Raw genomic sequence first — 25028 nt, forward strand, 5'->3', positions numbered from 1 at the left:
ACAGGAGCCCCTCGCCATCCACAGCTGACGGGACGACCTCCTCGGACCGGGCTTCGCGCCGGACAGTGTCACCGTGTCCGGACAGGAGATCATCGCCCACGGAGTTCGCCGCCGCGCCGATCTCGACAAGGAGATCGGTAGATCAGCGGTGCATCGCGCCATCCGGGCGGGTGAGTGGCGCGCGTCGTGGCCCGGCGTACTCGTCCCGACGGCGCGGTCCGGCGATCCGCTGACCATTGCCGCAGCAGCGCTCACCTTCGCCGGCGACTCAGCGGTGATCACGGGCTGGACGGCGTCCTGGCTGCATGGATGCACCGCTGTGGATCCGCTGCCGGTCCAGGTTGCGGTGCCGTACGGGCACTGGCTCCGCAGCAGGCCCGGGCTCGTCGTACACAACGGCCTCGCTCTCGAGGACGATCAGGTCGACGTCGCGGGCCTGCCGGTGCTCGGCCTGGAACGCGTCGTCGCCGATCTGCTCTGCCGGGATCGGCCCCACGATGCGTTCGCCGTGCTCGATCAGGCGCTCGCCGCGGCCGGTGAGGCGGACCGTGAGCGACGTCGGGCGGTGATCGGGGAGAAGATCGCCACCCGACCCGATCCGCGCGGCCGCAAGCGGGCACTCGTGCTCCTGGGCCTCGCATCGGGCCGCGCGTTGTCGCCTGCGGAGAGCCGCATGCTCTTCAGGCTGGTCGACCTCGGGTTCCCGGCTCCCGAGGCGAACCTCCCTGTTCGCAACGCGCACGGCACCGTTCTCTTTCTGCTCGACCATGCCTGGCCGGAGTTCCGTATCGCGCTCGAGTACGACGGGCATGCCGCGCATCTCGGTCGGGAGGAGGAGGACGCGGCGCGACAGGCGGAACTCGAACGCAGGGGGTACATCGTCATCCGGGTGCGGGCCGAGGACATGCGGGATGTGACCCGCCTCGAGCAGGAGTTGAGCGCGGCCTTCCGTGCGCGGGGTCTCGTCCTTCGGCGGCAACCGGGAAGCCTGCAGGCCCGACGACACCGCGACCGACGAGGCTGAGGCCCGGAAGCACCGGATTGCGGGTTCAGCCGTGACTCGGGGGGAGCTGAGGGCGCGACTCGCGGAAGCCCACACCCCGACTCGCGGAAGCCCACACCGCGACTCGCGGGAGCTGAGGGCGCGACTCGCGGAAGCCCACACCCCGACTCGCGGGGAGGGGTCGGGGCTACACGCTCTTCTGGCTGGGGCGGTTGCGGAGTTCGGTGACGTAGTCGTCCGGGGCGCCGGCGGCTTCCGCGGCATCGGCGATCACGCCCAGGTACCGGGCGCTGGGGAGGCCGCCCTCGTAGGCGTTGAGCACGTAGATCCAGGCGAGGACGCTGCCCTCGAGGGTCTGCACCCGCAGCCGGAGCTTCTTGTGCAGCCCGAGTTCGCCCCCCTCCCAGCGGTCGAGCTGGGCGGCGTCGTGGTCCGGGACGTCGTAGAGCACCACGAACACCTGGGAGCCGGGGTCCTCGACCACGGTGGAGAGCGCGCCCTCCCAGGCGTAGTCCTCGCCGCCGAAGGTCAGGCGCCAGCCCATCAGCCACCCGGTGCCCGCCATCGGCGAGTGCGGGGCGCGCTCCTTCATCTGGCCCGGATCCATGTTCGACCCGTAGGCGGCGTACAGCGGCACGGGGAACAGGGTAACGGCGCCCACCTCGTCCGGGTCCTTCGGGACCGCTCGGCGGACACGCGTACGGTATGTGCGGGCGCCGGGCGGCGTCTGCACCGGTCGGATCGATCCAGGACCGACCGTCCACCGGCTCGGGAGGGTGTGCCCACCAGTGACCCGCATCGTGATCATGGGCGGTGGCCCCGCCGGGTACGAGGCGGCGCTGGTCGCGGCCCAACACGGCAGCGACGTGACCGTCGTCGAGAAGGACGGCATGGGCGGCGCCTGCGTGCTGCACGACTGTGTCCCCTCCAAGACCTTCATCTCCTCCGCCGCGGTCCGGGTGGACCTGCACCGCGCCGAGGACCTCGGTGTGCTGCTCGACCGCAACACAGCCGGCGTCGATCTGCCGAAGGTCAACGGCCGGGTCAAGGGCCTCGCGCTGGCCCAGTCGGCGGACATCCGGGCCCGGGTGGAGAGCGAGGGCGTCCGGATCATCCACGGCACCGCCTGCTTCCTGGACGAGACGAGCGGGCGCCGGCCGCACACCGTCGAGGCCCGGCACGACGACGGCACCGTCGAGAAGCTGCCGGCCGACACGGTGCTCATCGCGACCGGCGCCACCCCGAGGGTGCTCGACTCGGCCCGGCCGGACGGCGAGCGCATCCTCACCTGGCGCCAGCTCTACGACCTCCCCGAGCTGCCCGAGCACCTGGTCGTGGTCGGCTCCGGCGTCACCGGCGCCGAGTTCGTCTCCGCCTACGTGGAGCTCGGCTGCAAGGTCACGCTGATCTCCAGCCGGGACCGCGTCCTGCCCAGCGAGGACGCCGACGCCGCGGCCGTCCTCGAGGACGTCTTCGCCGAGCGCGGGGTCGACATCATCCCGAAGGCCCGGGCCGAGTCCGTGGTGCGCGACGGCGACGGCGTGGTCGTCACCCTGGCCGACGGCCAGGTCGTCCGCGGCTCGCACGCGCTGATGACCGTCGGATCCGTGCCGAACACCCGGGACATCGGCCTGGAGAAGATCGGCATCGAGACCGACCGCGGCGGGTTCATCCCGGTCGACCGGGTCTCGCGGACGTCGGTCCCCGGCATCTACGCCGCCGGCGACTGCACGGGCCTGCTCATGCTGGCCTCGGTCGGCTCGATGCAGGGCCGCATCGCGATGTGGCATGCGCTCGGCGAGGGCGTCGCGCCGATCCGGCTGCGCACCGTGGCGTCGAACGTCTTCACCCGCCCCGAGATCGCGACCGTCGGCATCAGCCAGCGCGCGATCGACGCCGGCGAGGTCCCGGCCCGCACCGTGATGCTCCCGCTGGCCACCAACCCGCGGGCGAAGATGCGCGGGCTGCGCCGTGGTTTCGTCAAGCTGTTCTGCCGCCCGGCGACGGGCGTGGTGATCGGCGGCGTGGTCGTGGCCCCGGTGGCCAGCGAGCTCGTGCTGCCGATCGCGATGGCGGTGCAGAACGGGCTGGGGGTCGACGACCTCGCCCACACCTTCTCCGTCTACCCGTCGCTGTCCGGCTCGATCACCGAGGCCGGCCGGCAGCTGATGCAGCACAGCGACCTGGACTAAGGGACGCATCCGGGTCATCCCCGATCCCGCCGCACCGCGTGCGGTGGACCGTGGGCGCATGACCACTCCCGTCCCCACCCGCGTGCCGGTCCTGCCGGTGGTCGCGGCCGGGGTCGCCGGGCAGCTCGCCGACGACCTCCTGTTCGTGTTCCTGCCCGCCTTCCCGGGTGCCGCGGCGATCCTGGCGATCGTGCTGACGGCCGGCGCCGCCCGGCTGGTCACGGCGAAGCTGCACGGTGCGGCCGTGCCGCGCGCCGGGCTCGCCGTCGGTGCGGTCTCGGCAGGCGTCGGGCTGCTGCTCAGCGGGCTCGGACTCGTCTCGATCATCGTCGCCGGACTGACGGTGCTCGCCGGCGTGGGCGGTGCGATCCTGGGCCGACCCGAGGTCCGCCCGCACCGCGATTGAGAACCCGTCGGCCCTGGAGCCGGTCCCGCCGAGCGAGGGACCGTCCGCCGATCCCGTGCACAGCGCACGCCGGCACCCCCGGCGGACCGTGTCCACCGGGGGTGCCGGGTCGGGTCAGCCCGCCGCGGCCAACCCGCGGTCGGACGCCGCGCGGCACGCCGCGAGGACGCACGCCTCGGCCGCCCGCGCGGACCGGATCGGGGACGACGCGGCGGAGAGGCTCCCCGCGAACGGCCACTCACCGGCGAAGCGCTGCAGGTACCAGTAGACGAACAGGTAGTCCTGCGTGTGGGGCTCCGCGACGAGCACCGCGCGGCCGGGTAGCCGCTCCACCCAGCGGGCGTAGGCGATCGTCGCGAGGGCCGGCGGACGCGCGGCCCGCCGGGTGGCGAGCCAGTCCACGGCCCGGGTGCGCCAGTCCTGCAGCGACGCCGGGTGCAGGGTGGCGCCGGGGAGTTCCCGCAGGTTCGCGGTGAACGTCCCGGTCGGGACCCCGTCGGCGCGGTGTGCCGCCGAGGTCAGGGTGAGCAGGGAGTGCGGGCCCGGGATGGGCCCGTCGGTGTGGATGTGGGTCGTGACGAACACGGTCGTCGGGTCGGACGGGGTGTCGGGGGGCATGACGGATCCTGGTGCTCGAATGGCTGTCGAGGACGTGCCCGTGACGAGGTGGCCTCGTATCGGGCGGATCCGCGGCGCGGTCCTGGCCGCGTGGCGGAGGGACCGGGCCCCGTGGGGTGATCACACGGGTGCGTGTCGGGCGCTGTGTACTTGTGCAGCGCAGGCGCGCCGATCACGGTCGAACCTGGCGTCGAGGAGTCAACCCGACACCCCGGGCGACGTCAATCCATGATCAGCAGATCGGGTGCACCGGACCGCGCGGCCAGCCGGGCCGCGGCGGGGCCCGTGCCGGCGCAGCGGATGCGCTCCAGCCCGAGCCCGCCGGCGGCGAAGCGCAGTACCGCACCCAGCGCGGTGGCGGTCATGCCCCGGCGGCGGGCGCGCTCCAGCGCCCAACAGGTGATCTCCGGGGTGTCGGTGTCCAGCCCGGTCAGCGCGATCTCCCCGAGCATCTCGCCGGTGGTCGGCTCGGCGACCGCCCACGAACACCCCGTGCCCGACGACCACTGCGCGGCCCGGAGCCGGACGTGCGCGAGTGCGTCGGACACGCCGGTCTCGAGGAGGGTAGGGACGTCGGTGACCCGGTCGTCGGCACGCAGGGCGCGCAGGTACCAGGTCCCGGCGTTGATCTCGACAGGTTCCATCGGTGCAGGTCGGACGGGCCGTGGGTGCCGGGTGTCCCACTGGGCACCCGGCACCCCCCGGATCAGTCCTTGATCTCGCAGACGACCGTGCCCTGCGAGATGGAGGAGCCGGCTTCGGCGGACAGCCCGGTGACGGTGCCGTCCTTGTGCGCGGTGACCGGGTTCTCCATCTTCATGGCCTCGAGGACCACGACCAGATCGCCGGCCGAGACGGTGTCGCCGTCCGAGACCGCGACCTTGATGATCGTGCCCTGCATCGGCGCGGTGACGGCGTCGCCGGAGACCTTGGCCCCGCCGCCGCCCCCGCCGCGCTTGCGGGGCTTGGCCTTCGCGGCCGCCCCGCCGCCCCCGCCGCCGAAGGAGATGTCGCCCGGCAGCGAGACCTCGACGCGCTTGCCGCCGACCTCGACCACGACGTTCTGCCGCGGCGCGACCTCCTCGTCGGCCTCGCTCGCGCCGGTGAAGGGCTCGACCGTGTTGTCCCACTCCGTCTCGATCCAGCGGGTGTGGACGGTGAAGTCCTCCTCGCGGTCGGCCGCGAAGGCCGGGTCGGACACCACGAGCCGGTGGAAGTCCAGCACGGTGGCCATGCCGCCGACCTGGAACTCCGCCAGGGCGCGGCGGGACCGCTCGAGCGCCTGGTTCCGGTCGGAGCCGGAGACGATCAGCTTGGCCAGCAGCGAGTCGAACTGGCCGCCGACGACCGACCCGGCCTCGACGCCGGCGTCGACGCGCACGCCCGGGCCGGCCGGGTAGGCGATCGACTCCACGGTGCCGGGCGCGGGCAGGAAGTTGCGGCCGGCGTCCTCGCCGTTGATCCGGAACTCGATCGCGTGCCCCCGGGGCTCCGGGTCGTCGAGGAGGTTGAGCTCCTTGCCCTCGGCGATGCGGAACTGCTCGCGCACCAGGTCCAGCCCGGAGGTCTCCTCGGACACCGGGTGCTCGACCTGCAGTCGGGTGTTGACCTCGAGGAACGTGATCAGTCCGTCCTGACCGATGAGGAACTCGACGGTGCCGGCGCCGTAGTAGCCGGCCTCCTTGCAGATCGCCTTGGAGGCGTCGTAGAGGGTCTTGCGCTGCTCCTCGGTGAGGAACGGCGCGGGGGCCTCCTCGACGAGCTTCTGGAACCGGCGCTGCAACGAGCAGTCGCGGGTCCCGACGACGATGACGTTGCCGTGCTGGTCGGCCAGCACCTGGGTCTCGACGTGCCGCGGCTTGTCCAGGTAGCGCTCGACGAAGCACTCGCCGCGCCCGAACGCCGCGGTGGCCTCGCGGACCGCCGACTCGTACAACTCGGCGATCTCCTTCTCCTCGCGCGCGACCTTCATGCCGCGCCCGCCGCCGCCGAACGCCGCCTTGATCGCGACGGGCAGGCCGTGCTCCTTGGTGAACTCGATCACCTCGTCGGCGCCGGAGACCGGGTCGGCGGTGCCGGGGACGAGCGGGGCGCCGGCGCGCATGGCGATGTGCCGGGCGGTGACCTTGTCGCCGAGGTCGCGGATCGACTGCGGCGACGGGCCGATCCAGGTGATCCCGGCGTCGATCACGGCCTGGGCGAAGTCGGCGTTCTCCGACAGGAAGCCGTAGCCGGGGTGGATCGCGTCCGCCTCGGCCTGCTTCGCCGCGCCGATGACCTTGTCGAAGTCGAGGTAGGACTCGGCGGCGGTGGTGCCGCCCAGGGCGTAGGCCTCGTCGGCCAGCCGGACGAACAGCGCGTCCCGATCCGGCTCGGCGTAGACCGCGACACTGGCAAGGCCCGCGTCCCGTGCGGCCCGGATCACCCGTACGGCGATCTCCCCGCGGTTGGCGACGAGAACTTTGCGCAGTTCAGGCACTTTCGATCTCCTCGTGGCTCGCGGCCGACCCCCGTTGCGTCGGCGCGTTGGTCACCGCGGAGTCTAGGAGTTCACCCAGCGAACGCGAACGCGAGCGGCTGTGGCATCCGTCATCCGACGGTCACGGCTGACTGCCGCCCCACCCGCCGGTGGGCGTGGCCCGCCCGGCGGGCGGGCCACGGCCCGGACGACACCGCGCCCTGCCGTCGCGACCGTGCCCGCCAGGTGCATCCCGCTCAGCGCGGACCACAGGGCCAGCTCGGGGCCCCCGGGTAGGTACGCCACGTCCTGCGGGCGATCCGAGAGCGGCCCGGCCCGACCGGCGGGTGAGGCGCCGCCGGCACCGGCGGCGATCCGCCGTCGGGCCCGTACGGCGGCGACCAGCACCACGCCGGCGGGCGGCTGCCCGCCGAGACGAGACCCGTCGGCGGGCAGCTACCCGCCGAGCTCACCCGTCGACGGCGGCGCGCACCTGCTTCTTGATCCGCGACAGCATGGCTGCCATGCCCCGGATCCGCAGCGGGCTCACGGCCTGGGTGAGACCCAGGGCGGTGTAGAAGTCGTCCGGCACCGCGAGCACCTCGCCGGCCGGCTCGCCGTCCAGCCCGGTGTGCATGATCCCGGCGAAGCCGCGGGTCGTCGGCGCCTCGGGCGGGGCGGAGAAGAACAGGTGCACCCGCCGGTCGGCGTCCTCCTCGACCTCGACGGCGAGGAAGAGCGGCGACTGGCACTCGTGCACCTGCTCCATCGACTCCGCCGCGTCGGTGTAGCGGTCGGGCAGCTCGGGCAGCTCCTGGCTGAGCTCGAGGAGGAGCTGGAGGCGGTCCTTCGGACCGACCGCCTCGAAGTCCTCGACGAGCTCCGCGAGCGCGGGGGGAAGACTCACGACGACCCCTCGACGGCGCCCTTCTCCGCGCCCTGGACGATCGGCACCCGCACGGAGTTGCCCCACTCGGTCCAGCTGCCGTCGTAGTTGCGGACGCCCTCGAACCCGAGCAGGTAGGACAGCACGAACCAGGTGTGGCTCGAACGCTCGCCGATGCGGCAGTAGGCGATGGTCGGCCGGTCCTTGGCCAGGGCCTGCTCCTCCTCGTAGATCGCGGCGAGCTCGGCGCGCGACCGGAAGGTGCCGTCCTCGTTCGCCGCCCGCGCCCACGGCACGCTCGACGCCCCGGGGATGTGCCCGCCGCGGACGGCGCCCTCCTGGGGGTAGTCCGGCATGTGCAGCAGCTCGCCGGAGTACTCGCCGGGGGACCGGACGTCGACGAGCTGCCCGCCGAGGTGACCCAGCACGTCGTCCTTGAAGGCGCGGATGGCGATGTCGTCCCGCTCGACGACCGGGTACTCGACCGGCGTGGGCTTCGGCTGCTCGGTGGTCATCTCGCGGCCCTCGGCGACCCACTTGGTACGGCCGCCGTCGAGGATCCGGACGTCCTCGTGGCCGAACAGCCGGAACACCCACAGCGCGTACGTGGCCCACCAGTTGTTGCGGTCCCCGTAGAACACGACGGTGGACTCGCGGGCGATCCCGCGCTCGCCGCACAGCCGGGCGAAGGCCTCGGGGTCGACGTAGTCCCGGGTGACCGGGTCGTTCAGCTCGGTGTGCCAGTCCACCTTCACCGCGCCGGGGATGTGGCCGGTGTCGTAGAGGAGCACGTCCTCGTCGGACTCGACGACGACGACCGCCGGGTCGTCGAGGTGCTCGGCCAGCCAGCCGGTGGTGACGAGCCGCTCCGGGTGGGCGTACTCGGCGAGCTTCGGGTCCGGGTCAGTCGCAACCATGGCCGCGAGGGTAGTCCTGGTCACCGGGAGCGCGACCGGTCGTCCGCCACCGGTGCCCGGTCCGCCGCGGTCGTCCACAGGTCGGTCGGGGAGATCCCCAGCGAGCCCAGCAACCGCCGCACCAGCGGCAGGCTGATGCCGATGACGTTCGACGGATCGCCGTCGATCCCGTCGACGAACCACCCGCCGAGCCCGTCGAGGGTGAACGCGCCCGCGACGGCCAGCGGCTCGCCGGTCGCCAGGTACGCCTCCAGCTCCGCGTCCGTCGGCGTGCCGAACCGGACGGTCGTGCTCGCGTGCCCCTCGGCGACCCGCTCGATCTCCCCGTCGACGACGTGCAGCACCGCGTGCCCGGTGACGAGCTCACCGGTCCGCCCGGCCATCGCCTTCCAGCGCGTGCGGGCGGTGTCGACGTCGTGCGGCTTGCCGACCAGCTCCCCGTCGATGAGGAGCATGGAGTCGCAGCCCACCACGACCGCCTCCGGCTCGGCCAGCTGCCGGGCGACGGTGGTGGCCTTCGCCCCGGCCAGCGTGGTCACCTGCCGGGGCGGCGGCGCGCCGGGGGTCGCGGCGAGCAGCGCGTCCTCGTCGACGGCGGAGACCCGGACGAGGGGGTCGAGGCCGGCGGCGCGCAGGACGGACAACCGTGCGGGGGAGGCGGAGGCGAGGACCAGACGCACGCACGCGACTCTACGGAGCCCCGGCGGCCACCCCCCTGCGCCGACCCGGCGTCAGCCGGCGATCCCGGCCACCGCCCCGGTGTCGACCGGCCCCGCAGCCCCGTCGGCCGTCGCCTCGCGGACGGACCGGGCGATGGTCGGGTCGTCGAACGAGGTGTCCTTGACCTTCGTCACGAACTCGTGCCGCAGCCGGGCGTAGCCGAACCGGTCGTCGAACATGTCCCGGCTCATCTCGGCCAGCTCCTGCACCCGGTAGGTCTCCAGCGGCCGGTGGAGCTCGTCGGCCTCGCGGGCGGCCTGCTTGGCGGCCAGGGCCGCGGCGTACCCGTCGCCGGTGGCGAGCCGGACCGCGTGCTCGACGACCAGCTCGTCGAAGGCCGCGCGGTCGCCCTCGAGCACCTCGTCGACGAGGCCGGTGCGCAGCGCCTCGGCCGCGCCGACCGGCAGGCAGTCCCGGGTGAAGCGGACCGCGTCGGCCGGGCCGACCCGCCGCGGCAGGGCGTAGGTCCAGTACTCCGAGCCGGTGAGGCCCATGTTCCGGTAGTGCGGGTTGAGCACCGCGCCGCGGCGCAGCAGCACGGTGTCGGCGCCGAGCGCCATCATCACGCCGCCGGCGCCCGCCGGGCCGCCCACCGCCGTGACGACGAGCTGCGAGGTGCAGGTGAGCAACTCGCGGCAGACGTCGTTGATCGCGTTGATGGTGCGCCAGCTCTCCACCGTCGCGTCGGGCCTGCCCTCCGCGACGTTGAGGTGGATGCCGTTGGAGAAGATCTCGCCGCCCTCGAAGACCAGGACCTTGGTGTCCTGGGCGGCCGCGTGCCGCAGCGCGGAGGCCACCCGGTGGCCCTGGCTCGCGGACATGGCGCCGTTGTAGAGGTCGGCGCGCACGATCCCCACGCACCCGTCCGGGCCGACGCGGCGGTAGCTGATCTCGCGGTACCCGTCCGAGGGGCCGGTGGGTCGCTCGAGCGACTCCGGCACCTCGTCGAGGGCGCCGTCCAGGGCGGTCCCGAGCACGGACGCGGCCGGCAGCTTGATCCCGCCCGGGACGCGCGCGTGGCCGATCCACACCGCCCCGTCGCCGGTGCGCACGAGCACGGCCCCGTGCCGGCGCAGCGCGATCGAGCCCGGCTCGCCCGGGGTCGCCCAGCCGCGGTGGGCGTCGAACACCGACAGCGCGACACCGGCGAGCTCCGAGCGGACACCCGGCGCGCCGTCGCCCGCCCGGATGCGCCGCAGCACGTGGTCGGTCGGGTCCTCCCAGGAGAAGGCGCGGTCGGTCTGCTTCATGGTCGGCCGGAGCCGGCCGATCACGGCGTCGCCGAACGAGTCCGCCGGGGGCGGCACGAAGGCCGGGTCCTGCGCCTTCGCGACCACCTCGCGGGCCAGCTCGACCGCGGCGTCGGCGACCGGTCCGTTGTAGACGGCCGACTTGCGGGGCGGTTCGCCGGACGTCGTGGTCAGGGGGAAGGTCCGGTGCCCCCAGATCGGGCCGGCGTCCATCTCCTCGACGGCCTGCAGCGCGGTGACGCCCCACACCGGCTCGGCGTCGGTGATCGCCCAGTCGATCGACGACGGACCGCGGTCGCCCAGCGGGCCCGGGTGGATCACGACGACGCGGTGGTCGCGCCAGACGTCCTCCGGCACCCGCTCCTTGAGGAAGGGGCAGAGGACGAGCTCGGGGCGTGTGGTCCCGACGGCCTTGCGGATCGCGGCCTCGTCGTGCGCGAGCCGGACGTCGAGGTGGTGCCCGTCCTCGCGCAGCTCCGTCCAGACGCGCTGGGTCAGCCCGTTGTAGGACGAACAGAGCAGCAGGATTCTCACGAACTTCTCCGGGTGATCGATCAGTGGGGGAGCACTGCCGACCGGGCGCCACGCTGCACCGCGGTCTCCACGCCCGGGCGCGGGTCGCTCCCCGGTGCTGCACGTGGACCGCACGGCACGTTACCTCGATCGTGGCCGAGATCCACTGGACCGAACGGCGGAGGAGATCACCGCCGGGCGGAGGTACCCGACCTCGGGGTCAGAACGTCGTCGCAGGTGGTCAGGGGTCCGAATCGGTCGTGGTTGCGCACGTCGACACGCCGAGGTCGGTGCGGTGAGTCGCCGAGCGGTCACCAGAGGTCCCCGAAAGCTGCTCCGGACAGGTGAATCGGTCGCGCGCCGCGTCCGGGCGAGCGCGCGGCGTGGCGCCCGTGCCCGGTAAGTCCGCCGACGCGGCCGAAGGGCGTACCGGACGCCGCCGCGACCTCACAGGGACCGCTGCCCAACGACCGTCCCGGTCGTTCTCTCACCGAATCACTCTCTTTCGCGGCGAGTGGTCGGCGCCCTGAGCCCGGCGGTCGCGACGGTGCCGGGGCGACGACGGAACTCAGCCGAACGGGGGTGTCGCTTGCACTCGCGACAGGGGCGAAAGGCCCCGTATGCGCGCCGATCGGCGTTCACCGGGCCCGTCGCCGGGCTCTCTGCACTCGATCGAGTCATGCCCGGGACACGCTCCGTGTACCTTCCGCCGTCGACGCGTGCGATCCCCGGGCCGGACCCGGACGGATGACCGCCGGGTGGGCTCGGGCCGGGAGTGAGCCGGCCCGGCGGGCGCGCGACGAGCTGGACGATTGCGACCGAGAGGGTGGGTGGCCGACGAATGACGAGGCTGCTGGACTGGCTGCCGCGCGGCAACACGCTCGACGAGGCGTCGTTCCGCCGACGGCACCGACTGCTGCAGTGGGTCCTGGCCGCCCACATCCCCGTGCTGTTCCTGTTCGGCTGGCTGCTGGGCAACCCGCTGGGCCTGGTCCTGGCGCTCGGCATCGGGCCGGTGCTCCTCGCGCTCGCCGTCGGCCACTTCGCCCCGCACCGGCGCACGGCCTCGTCGTTCGTCACCGCCGGCCTGACGTGGTGCTCGATCACCCTCGTGGTCGTGACGCACGGGACCATCGAGGCCCACTTCCACTTCTTCATCATCATCGGGTTCATCGCGCTCTACCAGGACTGGGTGCCGTTCGGCTGGAACGTCCTGTTCACGGGCGTCTCGCACGCCGTGGGTTCGATGTTCTACCCGACGCTGATCTTCAACCACCCCGCCGCGCAGCAGAACCCCTGGCTGTGGGCCGGGGTCCACGCGGTCTCCGTGCTCTTCGCCTGCATCGGCATGGTCATCTTCTGGCGGATCACCGAGGACGAGCAGCACGAGAAGGAGGAGCTCGGCCGCGAGCTCGTCCGCGCCGACGCCGAGATCGGCCGCCGGCAGTTCACCTCGGACATGCTGGTCAACCTGGCCCGGCGCAACCAGTCGATGCTCTACCGGCAGCTGGACATCATCAACCAGCTCGAGGAGAAGGAGCAGGACCCCGACGCGCTCGCCGAGCTGTTCAAGCTCGACCACCTCGCCACCCGCGTCCGGCGCAACGCCGAGAGCCTGCTCGTGCTCTCCGGGGAGCAGCCACCGCGCGTCTGGTCGGCCCCGGTGTCGATGCGCGACGTCGTGCGCGCCGCGATCGCCGAGACCGAGGACCTCGACCGCGTCGAGTTCTCCGTGGACGACCGGGTCGCGGTCGCCGGGCACAGCGTCGCCGACCTGACGCACCTGCTGGCCGAGCTGACCGAGAACGCCGTCCGGTTCTCGCCGCCCGACACCGCCGTCACCATCCGCAGCCGCCCCCAGCGCCCCGAGATCGGGGGGCAGGTCCTCACGATCGAGGACTGGGGCGTCGGCATGCCCGCCGACGAGCTGGCCGCGGCCAACGAGATGCTCATCCGGCCGCGCGAGGTCGACCTGTCGGTGTCGCAGCGGCTGGGCTTCCACGTGGTCGCGCGGCTCGCCGCACGGCACGACATCGAGGTGTCGCTGTCCACCACGCCCGGCTCCGGGCTGACCGCCGTCGCGATCCTGCCCGCGGCGCTGTTCGTGGCCGACCCGCAGGCGGGGCCGCACGCCGGCATCGGCAGCGGGCCGGAGCAGACCCGCCGGGCCGCGGCCGTGCACGAGCAGCCGCCGGCCGAGCACGCCCGCGCCCAGACGGTCGCGACCGCCGAGCGCGGCCCGCTCCCCGGCGTCGCCGCCGCGACCGCCCCCGCGTGGTCCCCGCCGACCCCGGCCGCCCGGCGCGGCACCGCCGCCACCCCGTCGCCCAGCCCGGCACCGGCCCCGTCGCCCGCCGGCCCGTCGGCCCTGCCGGTCACCCGGCCCGTGCCGATCCCGGCGGGGCCGGGCGGCAACTGGTCCGGCTGGTGGGACCCGGCTCCCGCCGACCGCGCCCCGGGCCGTTCCGGCGAGAACGGGTCGGGCCGCAACGGCCACCACCTCGACGGCGGCACCGGCGTCAACGGCAACGGCCACCACGCCAACGGCCACCACAGCAGCGCCAACGGCCACACCGGCAACGGACACGGCCGGAACGGGCACGCCCTCCTCGGTGGCGACGGCAGCGCCGCCGCCACGTCGCCCACCGACGCCCCCGGCCTCGACGGGCGCTCGACCAGCACCGACGGGCACACCCTCAACGGGCACACCGGCAACGGGCACACCGGCAACGGGCACACCCCGGACGGCACCACCGGCCCGGGTCACGACAGCACCGGCCACGACAGCACTGGTCACGGCACGAACGGTCACGGACCGGAGCGGACCGCCGACCGCGCCCCCGACGTCGCCCCCGACGGCACCGCCACCGCCACCGCCACCGCCGCCGACCGCGGCTCGGACGGCGCCGACACCCACCGGGTCCCGATCCCGACCCCGCGGCCCGCCCCGGCCGAGAGCTCGCGGCCCGCGGCCACCGGCTCCAGCGGGCTGCGGCGCCGCGTCCCGCAGGCCTCGCTCGCCCCCGAGCTGCGTGGCGGGTCGGCCGAGCCGGCCACGCCGGCGGCTCCGGCCGCCCCGGCCGGGCCCAGCGCCCACGCCGCGCAGGCCCTGTCCCGCTACCAGGCCAGCCGCCAGGCGGCGCAGGCGCTCGCCGACCAGGGTCTGGACGCGACGGACACGCACGACCAGCACATCACCGACAGGAGGACCCACCAGTGAGCACGTCGACCGGCCGGCTGGACTGGCTGCTCGTGGAGTTCACCCGGGACGTCCCGGGCGTCGTCAACGCCGTCGTCGTCTCCGGCGACGGGCTGCGCCTCGCCGCCTCGCCCGGTGTCGGCGAGGCCCTGGGTGACCAGCTGTCGGCCGCGGCGTCCGGCCTCGTCAGCCTGGCCAACGGGACCGCCCAGCTGCTGGGCTCCGGCGCGGTGAGCCAGACCATCCTGGAGATGGAGGGCGGCTACCTGTTCGTCACCGCCGTCAGCCGGGGCGCGACGCTCGCCGTGCACGCCGAGCGGGCCTGCGACATCGGCATGATCGGCTACGAGATGACCCTGCTGGCGTCGCGGGTCGGCCACGCGCTGACCCCGGCGCCACGCACCCCGGCGGGGCGCTGAGGTGCGCGCGGACGGGACGGCGGACGACCAACCGGTCAGACGGGCGGGCCGGGTCGTCCCGGTCTACGCGGTCACGGGCGGGCGGACCCGCTCGGCGGGCAAGGAGCTGCCGGTCGAGGCACTCGTGACGGTGACCCACTCGGGCCGGCACGCCGCCGACCTGCAGCTGGAGTACCGGACGATCCTCGGGCTCGCCGCAGCCCCGGTCTCGCTGGTCGAGATCGGCGCGGCCCTGCAGGTGCCGGTGGGCGTGGCCCGGGTGCTGGTCGGCGACCTCGCCGACGCCGGCTACGTGGCGGTGCACCTGCCGCAGGTCGGGGGCGACGGCGCCCCCGGCCCCGAGATCCTGGAGCGACTGTTGGAGGGGCTGCGTGCGCGGTCAGGGTGAGCTGTACCCGCTGAAGATCCTCGTGGCCGGGGGCTTCGGCGTGGGCAAGACGACCTTCGTGCGGTCGATGTCGGAGATCCCGCCGCTGCTCACCGAGCAGGCGATGACCTCCGCGTCGCTCGGCGTCGACGACACGATCGCGGTGCCGGACAAGACCACCACGACGGTCGCGATGGACTTCGGGCGGATCACGGTCGACGAGTCGCTGATCCTCTACCTGTTCGGCACGCCCGGGCAGTCCCGCTTCTGGTTCATGTGGGACGAGCTGGCGCGCGGCTCCGTCGGCGCCGTCGTGCTGGTCGACCTGCGCCGGGTCGACGAGTGCTTCCCGGCGATCGACTACTTCGAGGACCGGCGGATCCCCTACGTCATCGGGGTCAACCGGTTCCCGGGCTCGGACGAGCACACCGAGGACGACGTGCGCGACGCCCTCGCGCTCGCTCCGGAGACCCCGGTGATGTGGATGGATGCCCGCGAGGCCGACTCGAGTCTCCGGTCGCTGGTGGCGCTGGTCGAGCACGCGCTGTCGCGCACGGCCGTCGCGGGCTGACGCGCCGGGATCCTCCGGCGCGCGTCTGAGAACACGGACCTCGCTCCTCGGCGACAGGGCTCCCACCCGCTCAGGGTGGGAGCCCGCCGTCGTTCTCGGGTCCGATCCGGCAGGGTCAGCGGGGCAGCACCGAGGCGCGCCAGGCGCCGGGGCCGACCTCGAGCGGCCGGCGCAGCCGGTCCGCCGGGTTCGACCACAGGTCGCGCGCCTTCGGCGGCGGCTCGTCGCCACCGCCCGCGGCCGCGGCCAGGACCACCGTCAGCGCGGCCAGCTCCTCGGGGGTCGGATCACCCGTGACGACCCGGAAGAGCGCGCGGCGCTCCTCCGGGGTCCGCTCCTCGACGTTCTCGCCGGTCTCGCTCATCGCCGTACCTCCCCACCTCGCGAGTGCCGACAGTCGCTCCGGCGACGACCGGTGCTCACAGCGGGATGTTGCCGTGCTTGCGGGCCGGGCCCTGCTCCCGCTTGGTCGTGAGCATCCGCAGCGAGCGGCCCACGTAGCCGCGGGTGTGCGAGGGCGGGACCACGGCGTCGATGTACCCGCGGTCGGCGGCGATGTAGGGGTTGGCGAGCGTGTCCTCGTACTCCTGCTGCAGCTCGGCGCGCTTGGCGGCGAGCTCGTCGCCCTCCAGGCCGTTGAGCTCCTTGCGGTACAGGATGTTCACCGCTCCCGAGGCACCGGTGACCGCGATCTGCGCGGTGGGCCAGGCGATGTTGACGTCCGCGCCGAGGTGCTTGGAGCCCATGACGTCGTACGCGCCGCCGTAGGCCTTGCGGACGATCACCGTGACCTTGGGGACCGTCGCCTCGGCGTAGGCGTAGATCAGCTTCGCGCCCCGACGGATGATGCCGTTCCACTCCTGGTCGGTGCCCGGCAGGAAGCCCGGGACGTCGACGAAGGTGAGGATCGGGATGTTGAAGGCGTCGCAGGTCCGCACGAAGCGGGCGGCCTTCTCGGAGGCGTCGATGTCGAGGCAGCCGGCGAACTGGGTGGGCTGGTTGGCCACGATGCCGACCGAGCGGCCCTCGACGCGGGCGAAGCCGACCACGATGTTCGGCGCCCACAGCTCCTGGACCTCGAGGAACTCGCCCTCGTCGACCACGCGGTTGATGACCTCGCGGATGTCGTAGGGCGTGTTCGCCGAGTCGGGGACGATCGTGTCGAGCTCGCGGTCGGTGTCGGTGATGCCGTCCTCGATCGAGCCCGCGGTCGGCTCCGGCGCCGGGTAGACCGGCGGCTCGGACAGGTTGTTCGACGGCAGGAAGCTCAGCAGCTCCTTGACGTAGTCGATCGCGTCCTGCTCGTCGGCGCCGAGGTAGTGCGCCACACCGGACTTGGAGTTGTGCGCCCGGCCGCCGCCGAGCTCCTCCATGTCGACGTCCTCGCCGGTGACCGTCTTGATGACGTCCGGGCCGGTGATGAACATGTGGCTGGTCTCGTCGACCATCACCGTGAAGTCGGTGAGCGCGGGGGAGTACACCGCGCCGCCCGCCGACGGGCCCATGATCAGCGAGATCTGCGGGACGACGCCGGAGGCGCGGACGTTGCGGACGAAGATCTCACCGTAGAGGCCGAGGGCGACCACGCCCTCCTGGATGCGCGCGCCGCCGCCGTCGTTGATCCCGATGACCGGGCAGCCGATCTTGGCGGCGACGTCCATCACCTTGACGATCTTCTCGCCGTAGACCTCGCCGAGCGAGCCGCCGAAGACGGTGGCGTCCTGGGAGAACACGGCGACCGGACGGCCGTCGATCGTGCCGGTGCCGGTGACGACGCCGTCGCCGAAGGGCCGCTTCTCCTGCATGCCGAAGTTGGTCGAGCGGTGCCGGACCAGGGCGTCGAGCTCGACGAACGAGCCGGGGTCGAGCAGCTGGTCGATGCGCTCGCGCGCGGTCTGCCGGCCCTTGGCGTGCTGGCGCTCCGCGGCGGCCTCGGAGGGCAGGGCCTCGGTGTACCGCTTGTACAGGTCGGCCAGCTTGCCGGCCGTCGTGTGCACGTCCGGCTCGACGCCTGTCTCGATCGACGCGGAGGCGTTCGACGGGTCCCCCATCGGCTCCGTTGCAGCGCTCATGGCTGCGGAGCTTAACCCGGCCGTCGCGGCCCCGGGCCGCCCGGTGGAGCGGTCTGCGTCACGTTCCCGCCGGTCACCCGGGTCGGGCCCGGCCCGGCCGGGGTGCCGCCGGACGTTCGCTCGGCGCGCCGCTCGGCGCACCGGACGCGCCTGCGGCACCGTCGGGCGCCTTCACCGCGCCTCGGGCCGGGGAGGGCGGGGCGTGCGGAGATAGGTTCCGGCCGTGAGCACCCCCGCCCCGCATCCCTTCGACGAGCACGCGCTGCGTCACGCCCTGATCGGCCCGGCGGGCCGCTGGACCCGACTCGACGTCGTGGAGGAGACCGGGTCGACGAACGCCGACCTCATGGCGGAGGCCCTGGCGGGCGCCCCGGACGGCTCCGTGCTGGTCACCGAGCACCAGACCGCGGGCCGCGGCCGGCTCGACCGCACCTGGGAGGCGCCCCGCGGGTCGGGGATCGCGGTGAGCGTGCTGTGGCGACCCGAGGGCATCCCGGCCGAACGGCTGGGCTGGCTGCCGATGCTCGCCGGCGTCGCGCTCCTCGACGCGATCCGGGCGGCCGCGCCGGACGTCGCCGCGGGCCTGAAGTGGCCCAACGACCTGCTGCTCGGCCCCGGCCGCCGCAAGGGCGCCGGGATCCTGGCCGAGATGACGCCGCTGTCGGGCGGCGGCCCGGGCGTCGTGCTCGGCATGGGGGTCAACGTCGACGCCCCGGCCGGGACCCTGCCGGAGACGGCGACGTCGCTGCGTGCCGAGGGCGCCCGGGTGGACCGCTCCGAGCTGCTCGTCGGCCTGCTGCGCAACCTCGCCGAGCGCGAGGCCGCCTGGCGCTCCGCCGTCGGCGACGCCGACGAGTCCGGGCTGCGCGCCGCCTACCGGGCCGGCTGCCTGACGCTCGGGTCCGAGGTGCGGGTGGAGGTGCCCGGCGGTTCCGCCCTGGTCGGCATGGCCGAGGACGTCGACCCGCAGGGCCACCTGCTCGTCCTCGAGCCCGACGGGCACCGCCGCGCGATCGCGGCCGGGGACATCGTGCACCTGCGCCCGGCGGACCGACCCGACGCGTGATCACCCCGGATACGGTGGGTGCGTGACCTATCCGGACGAGCTGCTGGTCGCCGGCGAGCGGGTGGTGCTCCACACCCGCCCGCACTGGAAGATGCTGGTGCTGCCCGTGCTGGTCTTCCTCGTGGTGGTCGCGGCGGTCTCGTTCCTGGCGGCGCTGGTGGGCGCGCAGACCTGGGCGCCCGTCGCCCGGGTCGCGCTCGCGGTCGCCGGGGCGGTGCTGGTGGGGCGCTTCACGGTGCTGCCGTTCGTGCGCTGGCGGACCACGCACTTCGTGGTCACCAGCCGGCGGGTGCTCGTCCGCGAGGGGGTCCTCTCCCGCAGCGGCATGGACATCCCGATGTCGCGGATCGACACCGTGCAGTTCCGGCACACCGTCGCGGAGCGCATGCTGGGGTGCGGGACGCTCGTCATCGAGTCGGCCTCCGACGAGCCGCTGGAGTTCACGGACGTCCCCGCCGTCGAGAAGGTGCATTCGCTGCTCTACCAGGAGGTCGCCGACGATGCCTGAACTGCCCATGATCGTGCCCGCCGCGGGGCTGCCCGCGCACGTGACGATCTACGAGGTCGGCGCGCGGGACGGACTGCAGAACGAGAAGGCCGTCGTACCGGTCGAGGTGAAGGCCGAGTTCCTCACCCGGCTCGCCGACGCCGGCCTCACCACGCTCGAGGCCACGAGCTTCGTGCACCCGACGTGGGTCCCGCAGCTGGCCGACGCCGCCGAGCTGCTCGCCGCGCTCGACCGGCGGCCGGGCGTCGACTACCCCGTCCTGGTGCCCAACGACCGCGGCCTGGACCGCGCGATCGAGGCCGGCGTCGACCACGTCGCGGTCTTCGCCAGCGCCACCGAGACCTTCGCGGCGAAGAACCTCAACCGCACCCTCGACTCGCAGTTCGACATGTTCGAGCCGACCGTGAAGCGGGCCCTCGACCACGGGATGCGGGTGCGGGCGTACGTGTCCATGGCCTTCGGCGACCCCTGGGAGGGCGCGGTCGAGCCGGCGCAGGTCGCGGCCGTCGGGCGGCGGCTCGTGGAGATGGGCTGCTGGCAGCTCTCGTTGGGCGACACGATCGGCACCGGCACGCCCGGGCACGCGGAGGCCGTGATCGACGCGTGCGTGGCGGCCTCGGTGCCCGTCGACGGCATCGCCGTGCACTTCCACGACACCTACGGCCAGGCCCTGGCCAACACCCTGGCCGCGCTGCGCCGCGGGGTGACCACGGTCGACGCCTCCACCGGCGGGCTCGGCGGCTGCCCGTACGCGAAGTCCGCCACCGGCAACCTCGCCACCGAGGACCTCGTCTGGATGCTCGACGGGCTGGGCATCACGCACGGGGCGAACCTCGACGCCCTGGTCGAGACCAGCGTCTGGATGGCGGGCAAGCTCGGCCGCCCCTCGCCGTCCCGGGTGGTCAAGGCGCTGTCCGGCGCGTGAGGTCCAGGATCGGCGTCCGGGTGCGACGGCGGCCGCCGGCAGCCGGGGCCGCCCGGACCGCCGATCCTGCGGGGGTCAGGGTCGGGGGTGCTCGCGGGAGCCGAACAATCCGGTGAAGCGGGCGCGGTAGACCACGTCCTCGCTGTCGGCGGCGCCCCGGCGCATCCAGGCCCGCAACGTGACCAGGCCCATCCACGGCTTCGACGACGAGCGGCGGGCCTCCAGGACCTCCATCGTCGCGAACAGCTCGTCGCCCGCGAAGACCGGCGCCGGCCAGGCGATCTCGTCGCCGCCGGGGGAGCCGAGGGCGGTCGAGCGCAGCAGGAGCCCGTCGACGTAGAGCCGCATCCACAGCCCGGCGGTGAACCAGCCCGAGGCGGCGAGCTGACCGAAGATCGACTCCTTGCCCGCGGCCTCGTCGAGGTGGAACGGCTGGGGGTCGAAGCGGCGGGCGAACTCGACCATCTCGTCGTGGTCGACGGTCACCGAACCGAAGTCGAGGACCCGGCCCGGCGTGAGGTCCTCGAACGCGATCTCGGGAGCATCCGGCATGAACGAACGTTAGCCCGCGCCGCCTCGGCCCGCCCCGAGGATCGTCACAGCGGCATCGTGCAGCAGGCCGTTCGAGGCGATGCCGTTGCCGCCGGCGAAGCCCGGCCGGCCGGCGAGGTCGGTGAGCCGCCCGCCGGCCTCCTCGAGGATCGGCTGCACCGCGGCGAGGTCCCACGCGTTGGCCTCCGGCTCCACGGCCAGGTCGATCACGCCCTCGGCGACCAGGCAGTGCTGCCAGAAGTCACCGAAGGCACGGGTCTCCCAGCAGGAGCCGGTGAGGGCCAGCCAGGCGTCGAGCAGGCCGTGCTCGCGGAACGTGTTGAGGTCGGTCGTCGAGACGTAGCAGTCGGCGAGCTCGGCTACGCCGGTGACGGAGATCCGCCGCGCCTCCCCGCCCGGGCGGTCGGCCGTCCAGGCACCCAGCCCGGCGGCGCCCCACCAGCGCCGGCCCAGCGCGGGCGCGCTCACCACGCCCACGGTCGGCCTGCCGTGCTCGGTGAGGGCGATCAGCGAGGCCCACACCGGCATGCCGCGGGAGAAGTTCTTGGTGCCGTCGATCGGGTCGAGCACCCAGCCGCGTCCGCCGGGCGGAAGCGCGTCCAGCGAGCCGCCGCGCTCCTCGCCGAGCACGGCGTCACCCGGCCGCTGCCCGCTCAGCGCGGCACGCAGGGCGTCCTCGGCGGCGGTGTCGGCGTCGGTCACCGGCGTGCGGTCCGGCTTGCGCGTGACCCGGAGGTCGGTGGCGCGGAAGCGGGGCAGCGTGATCGCGTCGGCGAGGTCGGCGAGCTGGAGCGCGAGGGCGAGATCCGCCCGCGTGTCCGAATCGGTCCCGATGGAGGTCACGGGCGGGGAGCATGCCACGCGTGCCGCGCACGGACGGGCCTAAGCTCACCGACGTGACCACCGTCCTGTTGGCGGAGGACGACGCCGCGATCGCGGAGCCGCTCTCCCGCGCCCTGCAGCGCGAGGGCTACGAGGTGGACGTCGCCGCCGACGGCACCGCCGCGTTGGAGACCGTCCGGCAGGGGAACGTCGACCTGCTGGTCCTCGACCTCGGCCTGCCCGGGATGGACGGGCTGGAGGTCTGCCGCCGGCTGCGGCCCGACTTCCCCGACCTGCCGGTGCTGATGCTCACCGCGCGGACCGACGAGGTCGACTTCGTCGTGGGTCTCGACGCCGGTGCCGACGACTACGTCGGCAAGCCGTTCCGGCTCGCCGAGCTGCTCGCCCGGGTCCGCGCGCTGCTGCGCCGGCTCACCCCGGAGACCGTGGAGGTCGGCGGGGTCCGGATGGAGCTTTCCGGCCGCCGGGTCCTGGTGGACGGCGAGGAGGTCGGCCTCGCGAACAAGGAGTTCGAGTTGCTGCGCGTGCTCCTGCTGCGGGCCGGACAGGTCGTCACCCGCGAGGAGATCCTGCGCGAGGTGTGGAACGACCCCGACATGAAGACCTCGAAGACGCTGGACATGCACATGTCGTGGCTGCGTCGCAAGATCGGCGGCGAGCGGCGCATCGCGACGGTCCGCGGCGTCGGGTTCCGCTTCAACCAGGGCTGACCCGCGTGCGCCGCCGGATCCTGCTCTCGACCCTCTTCGTCGTCGCGGTGACGGCGCTGGTCCTGGGTGGTCCGCTGGCCTTCACCACGTGGCGGCTGGTCGACGACTTCACCCGGGCCGAGCTGATCCAGCGGCTCGAGCAGATCGACGACCGGCTCGACGACAAGCCGCCGGGCGCCCCGATCGACTCCGCCGCGATCGCGCTGGCGGTACCGGCGGGCGGCGAGCTCGTCGTCGAGGTCCCGGGGGCGCCGGTCCAGCGGGTCGGCACCGTCGAGGGCGCGGCGGAGGGCGCGGGCGTCCTCTCCGAGTCGCTGCCCTTCGGCCAGGGCGGCACCATCACGCTGTCCGAGCCGATCTCGGTCATGCGCACCCAGCAGGCCCAGGTCGTCGTGATCGTCATGCTGCTGGTCGTGCTGTCCGTGGGCACCGGCGCGGTGGTCGCCACGGTCACCGCCCGCCGGTTGGCCGAGCCGCTGCTCGACGTCGCCGACCGGGCCGCGCGGCTCGGTGCCGGCGACTTCCGCCGCACCCCGCTGCGGCACGGCATCCCCGAGCTGGACCGGGTGTCCGACGTGCTCGACACCTCGGCGGGGGCCCTCGCCGACCTGGTGCAGCGGGAGCGGGCGCTGGTCGGCGACGTGTCGCACCAGCTCCGCAGCCGGATCACCGCCCTCACGCTGCGGCTCGACGAGCTCTCCACCCACCCCGACCCCAGCGCCCGCCGGGAGGCGCTCGCCGCCCTGGAGCAGACCGAGAAGCTCTCCGAGGTGCTCGACGAGCTGCTGGAGGCCGCCCGCGCTGCGCGCGCCGCGGGCGCCGAGCCGATGGACCTGCGCACGGGCCTCACCGAGGTGGCCGACGAGTGGCGGCCCGCCCTGGAGGCCGCCGGGCGGCGGCTCAAGCTGCGGGTGCCGGAAGGGCTGCTCGCGAGGGTCACCCCTGCGCGGATCCGTGAGGCGGTCGGCGCCCTGGTCGACAACGCGCTGCAGCACGGCGGCGGCACCGTCACCATCTCGGCGCGGGAGGGGGCGAACGCGCTGGTCGTGGAGATCGGTGACACCGGTGCCGGGATCCCGGAGGAGCTGGTGCCGCACGTCTTCGACCGCGGTGTCTCCGTGCAGTCGTCGACCGGGCTGGGGCTGGCGCTGGCCCGGGCGCTCGTGGAGGCCGACGGCGGGCGGCTCGAGCTCTCCCGTGCCCGCCCGCCCACCTTCACGATCTTCCTGCCGCCCGCCCGGGCCGACGACGTCGTCGGGACGCCCCGGCCGGTCGGCACACCCCGCTAGCCCGGCTACGGTGCGGCCATGGCGGAGCGGACGGTCGAGGTGGGCGGCGGGATGCGGCTGCGGGTCACCGAGGAGGGCTCCGGGCCGCCGGTGATCCTCGCGCACGGCTTCCCCGAGCTGGCGTACTCCTGGCGGCACCAGCTGCCCGCGCTCGCGGCGGACGGCTACCGCGCGGTGGCGCCCGACCAGCGCGGGTACGGCGGCTCGTCGCGCCCGGAGCGCGTCGAGGACTACGACATCCACCACCTCACCGGCGATCTCGTCGCGCTGCTCGACGACCTCGGCGAGGAGCGCGCGGTGTACGTCGGGCACGACTGGGGCGCGGTGGTCGTGTGGAACCTGGCGCTGCTGCACCCGGAGCGGGTGGCGGGCGTGTGCGGGATGAGCGTGCCGTTCGTGCCGCGCGCCGAGCGGCCGCCGACGGAGATCTGGCGCGAGAAGCTCGCCGGGGGGTTCTTCTACATCCTGTACTTCCAGGAGCCGGGCCGCGCCGACGCGGAGATGGCGGAGGATCCGGCCCGCACGATGCGGGGCATGCTGACCGGACTGGTCGCCGGGGACGGCACGAGCCTGATCGGCCCGGACGACGGGCGTGGCGTCGTCGAGCGACTGCCGCAGCCCGAGTCGCTGCCGGAGTGGTTGAGCCAGGAGGAGCTGGACCACTACGCCGCGGAGTTCGCCCGGACCGGTTTCACCGGCGGGATCAACTGGTACCGCAACTTCGACCGCAACTGGGAACGCACGCCCGAGCTCGCGGGGGCGCACGTCGCGGCACCGAGCTTCTTCCTGGCCGGCGACGCGGACCCGGTGCTGCGGATGACGCCACCGGACCGGCAGGCCGAGTACCTGGACGACCTGCGCGGGCAGGTGCTGGTCGAGGGCGCGGGGCACTGGGTGCAGCAGGAGCGCCCGGCCGAGGTGAACGCGGCGCTGCTGGGCTTCCTGCGCGGGATCGGCTACTGACCGGCCGGCTACTGCCCCAGCTCGTCGACGTGCTCGGGCACGGTCACCTGGCGGCGCACGTTCTCGTCCGGGAAGACGAACCGGCGGAACGCCCACCACCGGAAGGCCATGCCCACGAGCGTGCCGAGGATCTGGCCGCTGACGAAGTCCGCGATCTCCTGGGTGAGCAGCGACACCTCGGGCACCTGCAGGTGGAAGAGGTAGCGCGAGGCCGCGAGGGGGGCGGAGTAGACGGCCACGCCGACGCCGCTGACGAGGAAGAACAGCGCCGCCTCGTGGTGGCGCTCACGTCCGCCGCGGGTCCGGAAGGACCACTCGCGGTTCAGCACGTAGGACACGATCGTGGCCACGAGCACCGCCATGATCTTCGCGGTGAGCGGCTTGGTGTCCAGCACGGTGCCCTTCAGCACCAGGAAGACCGCGGTGTCGATGATCCACGTCGTTCCGCCGACGAACGCGAACTTCAGCAGTTCTCGGTGCCTGATGGCGATGCCGCGGTACGGCTGGGGGATGCGCGCCAGCGCCGTCTCGACCAGGGACACTCGATCGATCGTGCCAGAGCGTTGCCGGGCACCGGGCTC

General features: G+C 73.8%; 26 protein-coding genes. 13 read left to right on the forward strand and 13 right to left on the reverse strand.

Annotated features, from left to right (window positions below):
- Positions 1–73 precede the first annotated feature (73 nt).
- Positions 74–1024, forward strand: coding sequence for a DUF559 domain-containing protein (locus ACL02T_RS29010; protein WP_412833975.1), 951 nt, complete (start codon positions 74–76; stop codon positions 1022–1024).
- A 166-nt stretch (positions 1025–1190) separates the two neighbouring features.
- Here ACL02T_RS29010 and ACL02T_RS29015 read toward each other — a convergent pair whose 3' ends face one another.
- Positions 1191–1640, reverse strand: a complete 450-nt coding sequence (locus ACL02T_RS29015; protein WP_412833976.1) for a gamma-glutamylcyclotransferase — start codon at positions 1638–1640, stop codon at positions 1191–1193.
- A 151-nt stretch (positions 1641–1791) separates the two neighbouring features.
- On the opposite strand from ACL02T_RS29015, the gene ACL02T_RS29020 reads away from it, so the two are divergent.
- Positions 1792–3195 carry an NAD(P)H-quinone dehydrogenase gene (locus tag ACL02T_RS29020; RefSeq protein ID WP_412833977.1) on the forward strand — a complete coding sequence of 468 codons (1404 nt, stop codon included), beginning with the start codon at positions 1792–1794 and terminating at the stop codon, positions 3193–3195.
- 58 nt (positions 3196–3253) lie between these two features.
- Positions 3254–3601, forward strand: a complete 348-nt coding sequence (locus tag ACL02T_RS29025; RefSeq protein ID WP_412833978.1) for a hypothetical protein — start codon at positions 3254–3256, stop codon at positions 3599–3601.
- Positions 3602–3715: 114 nt separating this feature from the next.
- Here ACL02T_RS29025 and ACL02T_RS29030 read toward each other — a convergent pair whose 3' ends face one another.
- The 7 genes from ACL02T_RS29030 to ACL02T_RS29060 form a co-directional block, all read right to left on the reverse strand.
- Positions 3716–4219 carry a hypothetical protein gene (locus ACL02T_RS29030; RefSeq protein ID WP_412833979.1) on the reverse strand — a complete coding sequence of 168 codons (504 nt, stop codon included), beginning with the start codon at positions 4217–4219 and terminating at the stop codon, positions 3716–3718.
- Positions 4220–4440: 221 nt separating this feature from the next.
- The gene (locus tag ACL02T_RS29035; RefSeq protein WP_412833980.1) at positions 4441–4863 is read right to left on the reverse strand and encodes a GNAT family N-acetyltransferase; all 423 of its coding nucleotides are present in this window, start codon (positions 4861–4863) and stop codon (positions 4441–4443) included.
- 62 nt (positions 4864–4925) lie between these two features.
- On the reverse strand, positions 4926–6698 hold the full coding sequence (locus tag ACL02T_RS29040; RefSeq protein WP_412833981.1) for an acetyl/propionyl/methylcrotonyl-CoA carboxylase subunit alpha: 1773 nt from the start codon (positions 6696–6698) through the stop codon (positions 4926–4928).
- A 448-nt stretch (positions 6699–7146) separates the two neighbouring features.
- The gene (locus ACL02T_RS29045; RefSeq protein ID WP_412833982.1) at positions 7147–7584 is read right to left on the reverse strand and encodes a SufE family protein; all 438 of its coding nucleotides are present in this window, start codon (positions 7582–7584) and stop codon (positions 7147–7149) included.
- Positions 7581–8480: a sulfurtransferase gene (locus tag ACL02T_RS29050; protein ID WP_412833983.1), complete on the reverse strand. Its 900-nt coding sequence runs from the start codon at positions 8478–8480 to the stop codon at positions 7581–7583. The genes ACL02T_RS29045 and ACL02T_RS29050 overlap by 4 nt, the downstream gene beginning before the upstream one ends.
- A gap of 20 nt (positions 8481–8500) precedes the next feature.
- The gene (locus tag ACL02T_RS29055; RefSeq protein WP_412833984.1) at positions 8501–9160 is read right to left on the reverse strand and encodes a Maf family protein; all 660 of its coding nucleotides are present in this window, start codon (positions 9158–9160) and stop codon (positions 8501–8503) included.
- A gap of 51 nt (positions 9161–9211) precedes the next feature.
- The gene (locus ACL02T_RS29060; protein ID WP_412833985.1) at positions 9212–10984 is read right to left on the reverse strand and encodes a hydrogenase maturation protein; all 1773 of its coding nucleotides are present in this window, start codon (positions 10982–10984) and stop codon (positions 9212–9214) included.
- Between the two features lie 820 nt (positions 10985–11804).
- On the opposite strand from ACL02T_RS29060, the gene ACL02T_RS29065 reads away from it, so the two are divergent.
- Genes ACL02T_RS29065 through ACL02T_RS29080 form a run of 4 tightly spaced genes read left to right on the forward strand, consistent with a single transcriptional unit; the run spans position 11805 to position 15519 of the window.
- Entirely contained in the window at positions 11805–14183 is a 2379-nt protein-coding gene (locus tag ACL02T_RS29065; protein WP_412833986.1) for an ATP-binding protein, read from the forward strand.
- The gene (locus ACL02T_RS29070) at positions 14180–14581 is read left to right on the forward strand and encodes a roadblock/LC7 domain-containing protein (RefSeq protein WP_358211814.1); all 402 of its coding nucleotides are present in this window, start codon (positions 14180–14182) and stop codon (positions 14579–14581) included. Before ACL02T_RS29065 ends, ACL02T_RS29070 begins: the two co-directional genes overlap by 4 nt.
- 1 nt (position 14582) lies before the next feature.
- Positions 14583–14969, forward strand: coding sequence for a DUF742 domain-containing protein (locus tag ACL02T_RS29075; RefSeq protein WP_412833987.1), 387 nt, complete (start codon positions 14583–14585; stop codon positions 14967–14969).
- A complete protein-coding gene (locus ACL02T_RS29080; protein WP_412833988.1) occupies positions 14953–15519 on the forward strand; it encodes a GTP-binding protein in 567 nt (188 codons plus the stop codon). The genes ACL02T_RS29075 and ACL02T_RS29080 overlap by 17 nt, the downstream gene beginning before the upstream one ends.
- Positions 15520–15634: 115 nt before the next feature.
- Here the strand turns inward: ACL02T_RS29080 and ACL02T_RS29085 are convergent, their stop codons facing one another.
- Positions 15635–15883 carry an acyl-CoA carboxylase subunit epsilon gene (locus ACL02T_RS29085; protein ID WP_412833989.1) on the reverse strand — a complete coding sequence of 83 codons (249 nt, stop codon included), beginning with the start codon at positions 15881–15883 and terminating at the stop codon, positions 15635–15637.
- Between the two features lie 55 nt (positions 15884–15938).
- Positions 15939–17591: an acyl-CoA carboxylase subunit beta gene (locus tag ACL02T_RS29090; RefSeq protein ID WP_412833990.1), complete on the reverse strand. Its 1653-nt coding sequence runs from the start codon at positions 17589–17591 to the stop codon at positions 15939–15941.
- 223 nt (positions 17592–17814) lie between these two features.
- On the opposite strand from ACL02T_RS29090, the gene ACL02T_RS29095 reads away from it, so the two are divergent.
- Genes ACL02T_RS29095 through ACL02T_RS29105 form a run of 3 tightly spaced genes read left to right on the forward strand, consistent with a single transcriptional unit; the run spans position 17815 to position 20090 of the window.
- The gene (locus tag ACL02T_RS29095) at positions 17815–18657 is read left to right on the forward strand and encodes a biotin--[acetyl-CoA-carboxylase] ligase (protein WP_412833991.1); all 843 of its coding nucleotides are present in this window, start codon (positions 17815–17817) and stop codon (positions 18655–18657) included.
- 22 nt (positions 18658–18679) lie between these two features.
- Complete coding sequence (locus ACL02T_RS29100; RefSeq protein WP_412833992.1) at positions 18680–19165, forward strand: PH domain-containing protein; 486 nt, start codon at positions 18680–18682, stop codon at positions 19163–19165.
- Positions 19158–20090 carry a hydroxymethylglutaryl-CoA lyase gene (locus ACL02T_RS29105; RefSeq protein ID WP_412833993.1) on the forward strand — a complete coding sequence of 311 codons (933 nt, stop codon included), beginning with the start codon at positions 19158–19160 and terminating at the stop codon, positions 20088–20090. Before ACL02T_RS29100 ends, ACL02T_RS29105 begins: the two co-directional genes overlap by 8 nt.
- Positions 20091–20165: 75 nt before the next feature.
- On the opposite strand, the gene ACL02T_RS29110 is transcribed toward ACL02T_RS29105, so the two are convergent.
- Together ACL02T_RS29110 and hisN are read right to left on the reverse strand one after the other, a co-directional pair.
- Positions 20166–20642, reverse strand: coding sequence for a MaoC family dehydratase (locus ACL02T_RS29110; protein WP_412833994.1), 477 nt, complete (start codon positions 20640–20642; stop codon positions 20166–20168).
- Between the two features lie 9 nt (positions 20643–20651).
- Positions 20652–21485, reverse strand: coding sequence for a histidinol-phosphatase (gene hisN, locus ACL02T_RS29115; protein WP_412833995.1), 834 nt, complete (start codon positions 21483–21485; stop codon positions 20652–20654).
- Between the two features lie 53 nt (positions 21486–21538).
- Between hisN and ACL02T_RS29120 the strand changes: the two genes are divergently transcribed.
- From ACL02T_RS29120 to ACL02T_RS29130, 3 genes are read left to right on the forward strand one after another with little or no spacing between them, the layout of a single operon-like run.
- The gene (locus tag ACL02T_RS29120) at positions 21539–22195 is read left to right on the forward strand and encodes a response regulator transcription factor (RefSeq protein WP_412833996.1); all 657 of its coding nucleotides are present in this window, start codon (positions 21539–21541) and stop codon (positions 22193–22195) included.
- Positions 22196–22200: 5 nt separating this feature from the next.
- Entirely contained in the window at positions 22201–23484 is a 1284-nt protein-coding gene (locus tag ACL02T_RS29125) for an ATP-binding protein (RefSeq protein WP_412833997.1), read from the forward strand.
- Between the two features lie 18 nt (positions 23485–23502).
- On the forward strand, positions 23503–24447 hold the full coding sequence (locus ACL02T_RS29130) for an alpha/beta fold hydrolase (RefSeq protein WP_412833998.1): 945 nt from the start codon (positions 23503–23505) through the stop codon (positions 24445–24447).
- 8 nt (positions 24448–24455) lie between these two features.
- On the opposite strand, the gene ACL02T_RS29135 is transcribed toward ACL02T_RS29130, so the two are convergent.
- The gene (locus tag ACL02T_RS29135) at positions 24456–24989 is read right to left on the reverse strand and encodes a GtrA family protein (protein ID WP_412833999.1); all 534 of its coding nucleotides are present in this window, start codon (positions 24987–24989) and stop codon (positions 24456–24458) included.
- Positions 24990–25028 lie beyond the last annotated feature (39 nt).

This window comes from Pseudonocardia oceanicola (assembly GCF_047200735.1).
Classification (GTDB): domain Bacteria; phylum Actinomycetota; class Actinomycetes; order Mycobacteriales; family Pseudonocardiaceae; genus Pseudonocardia.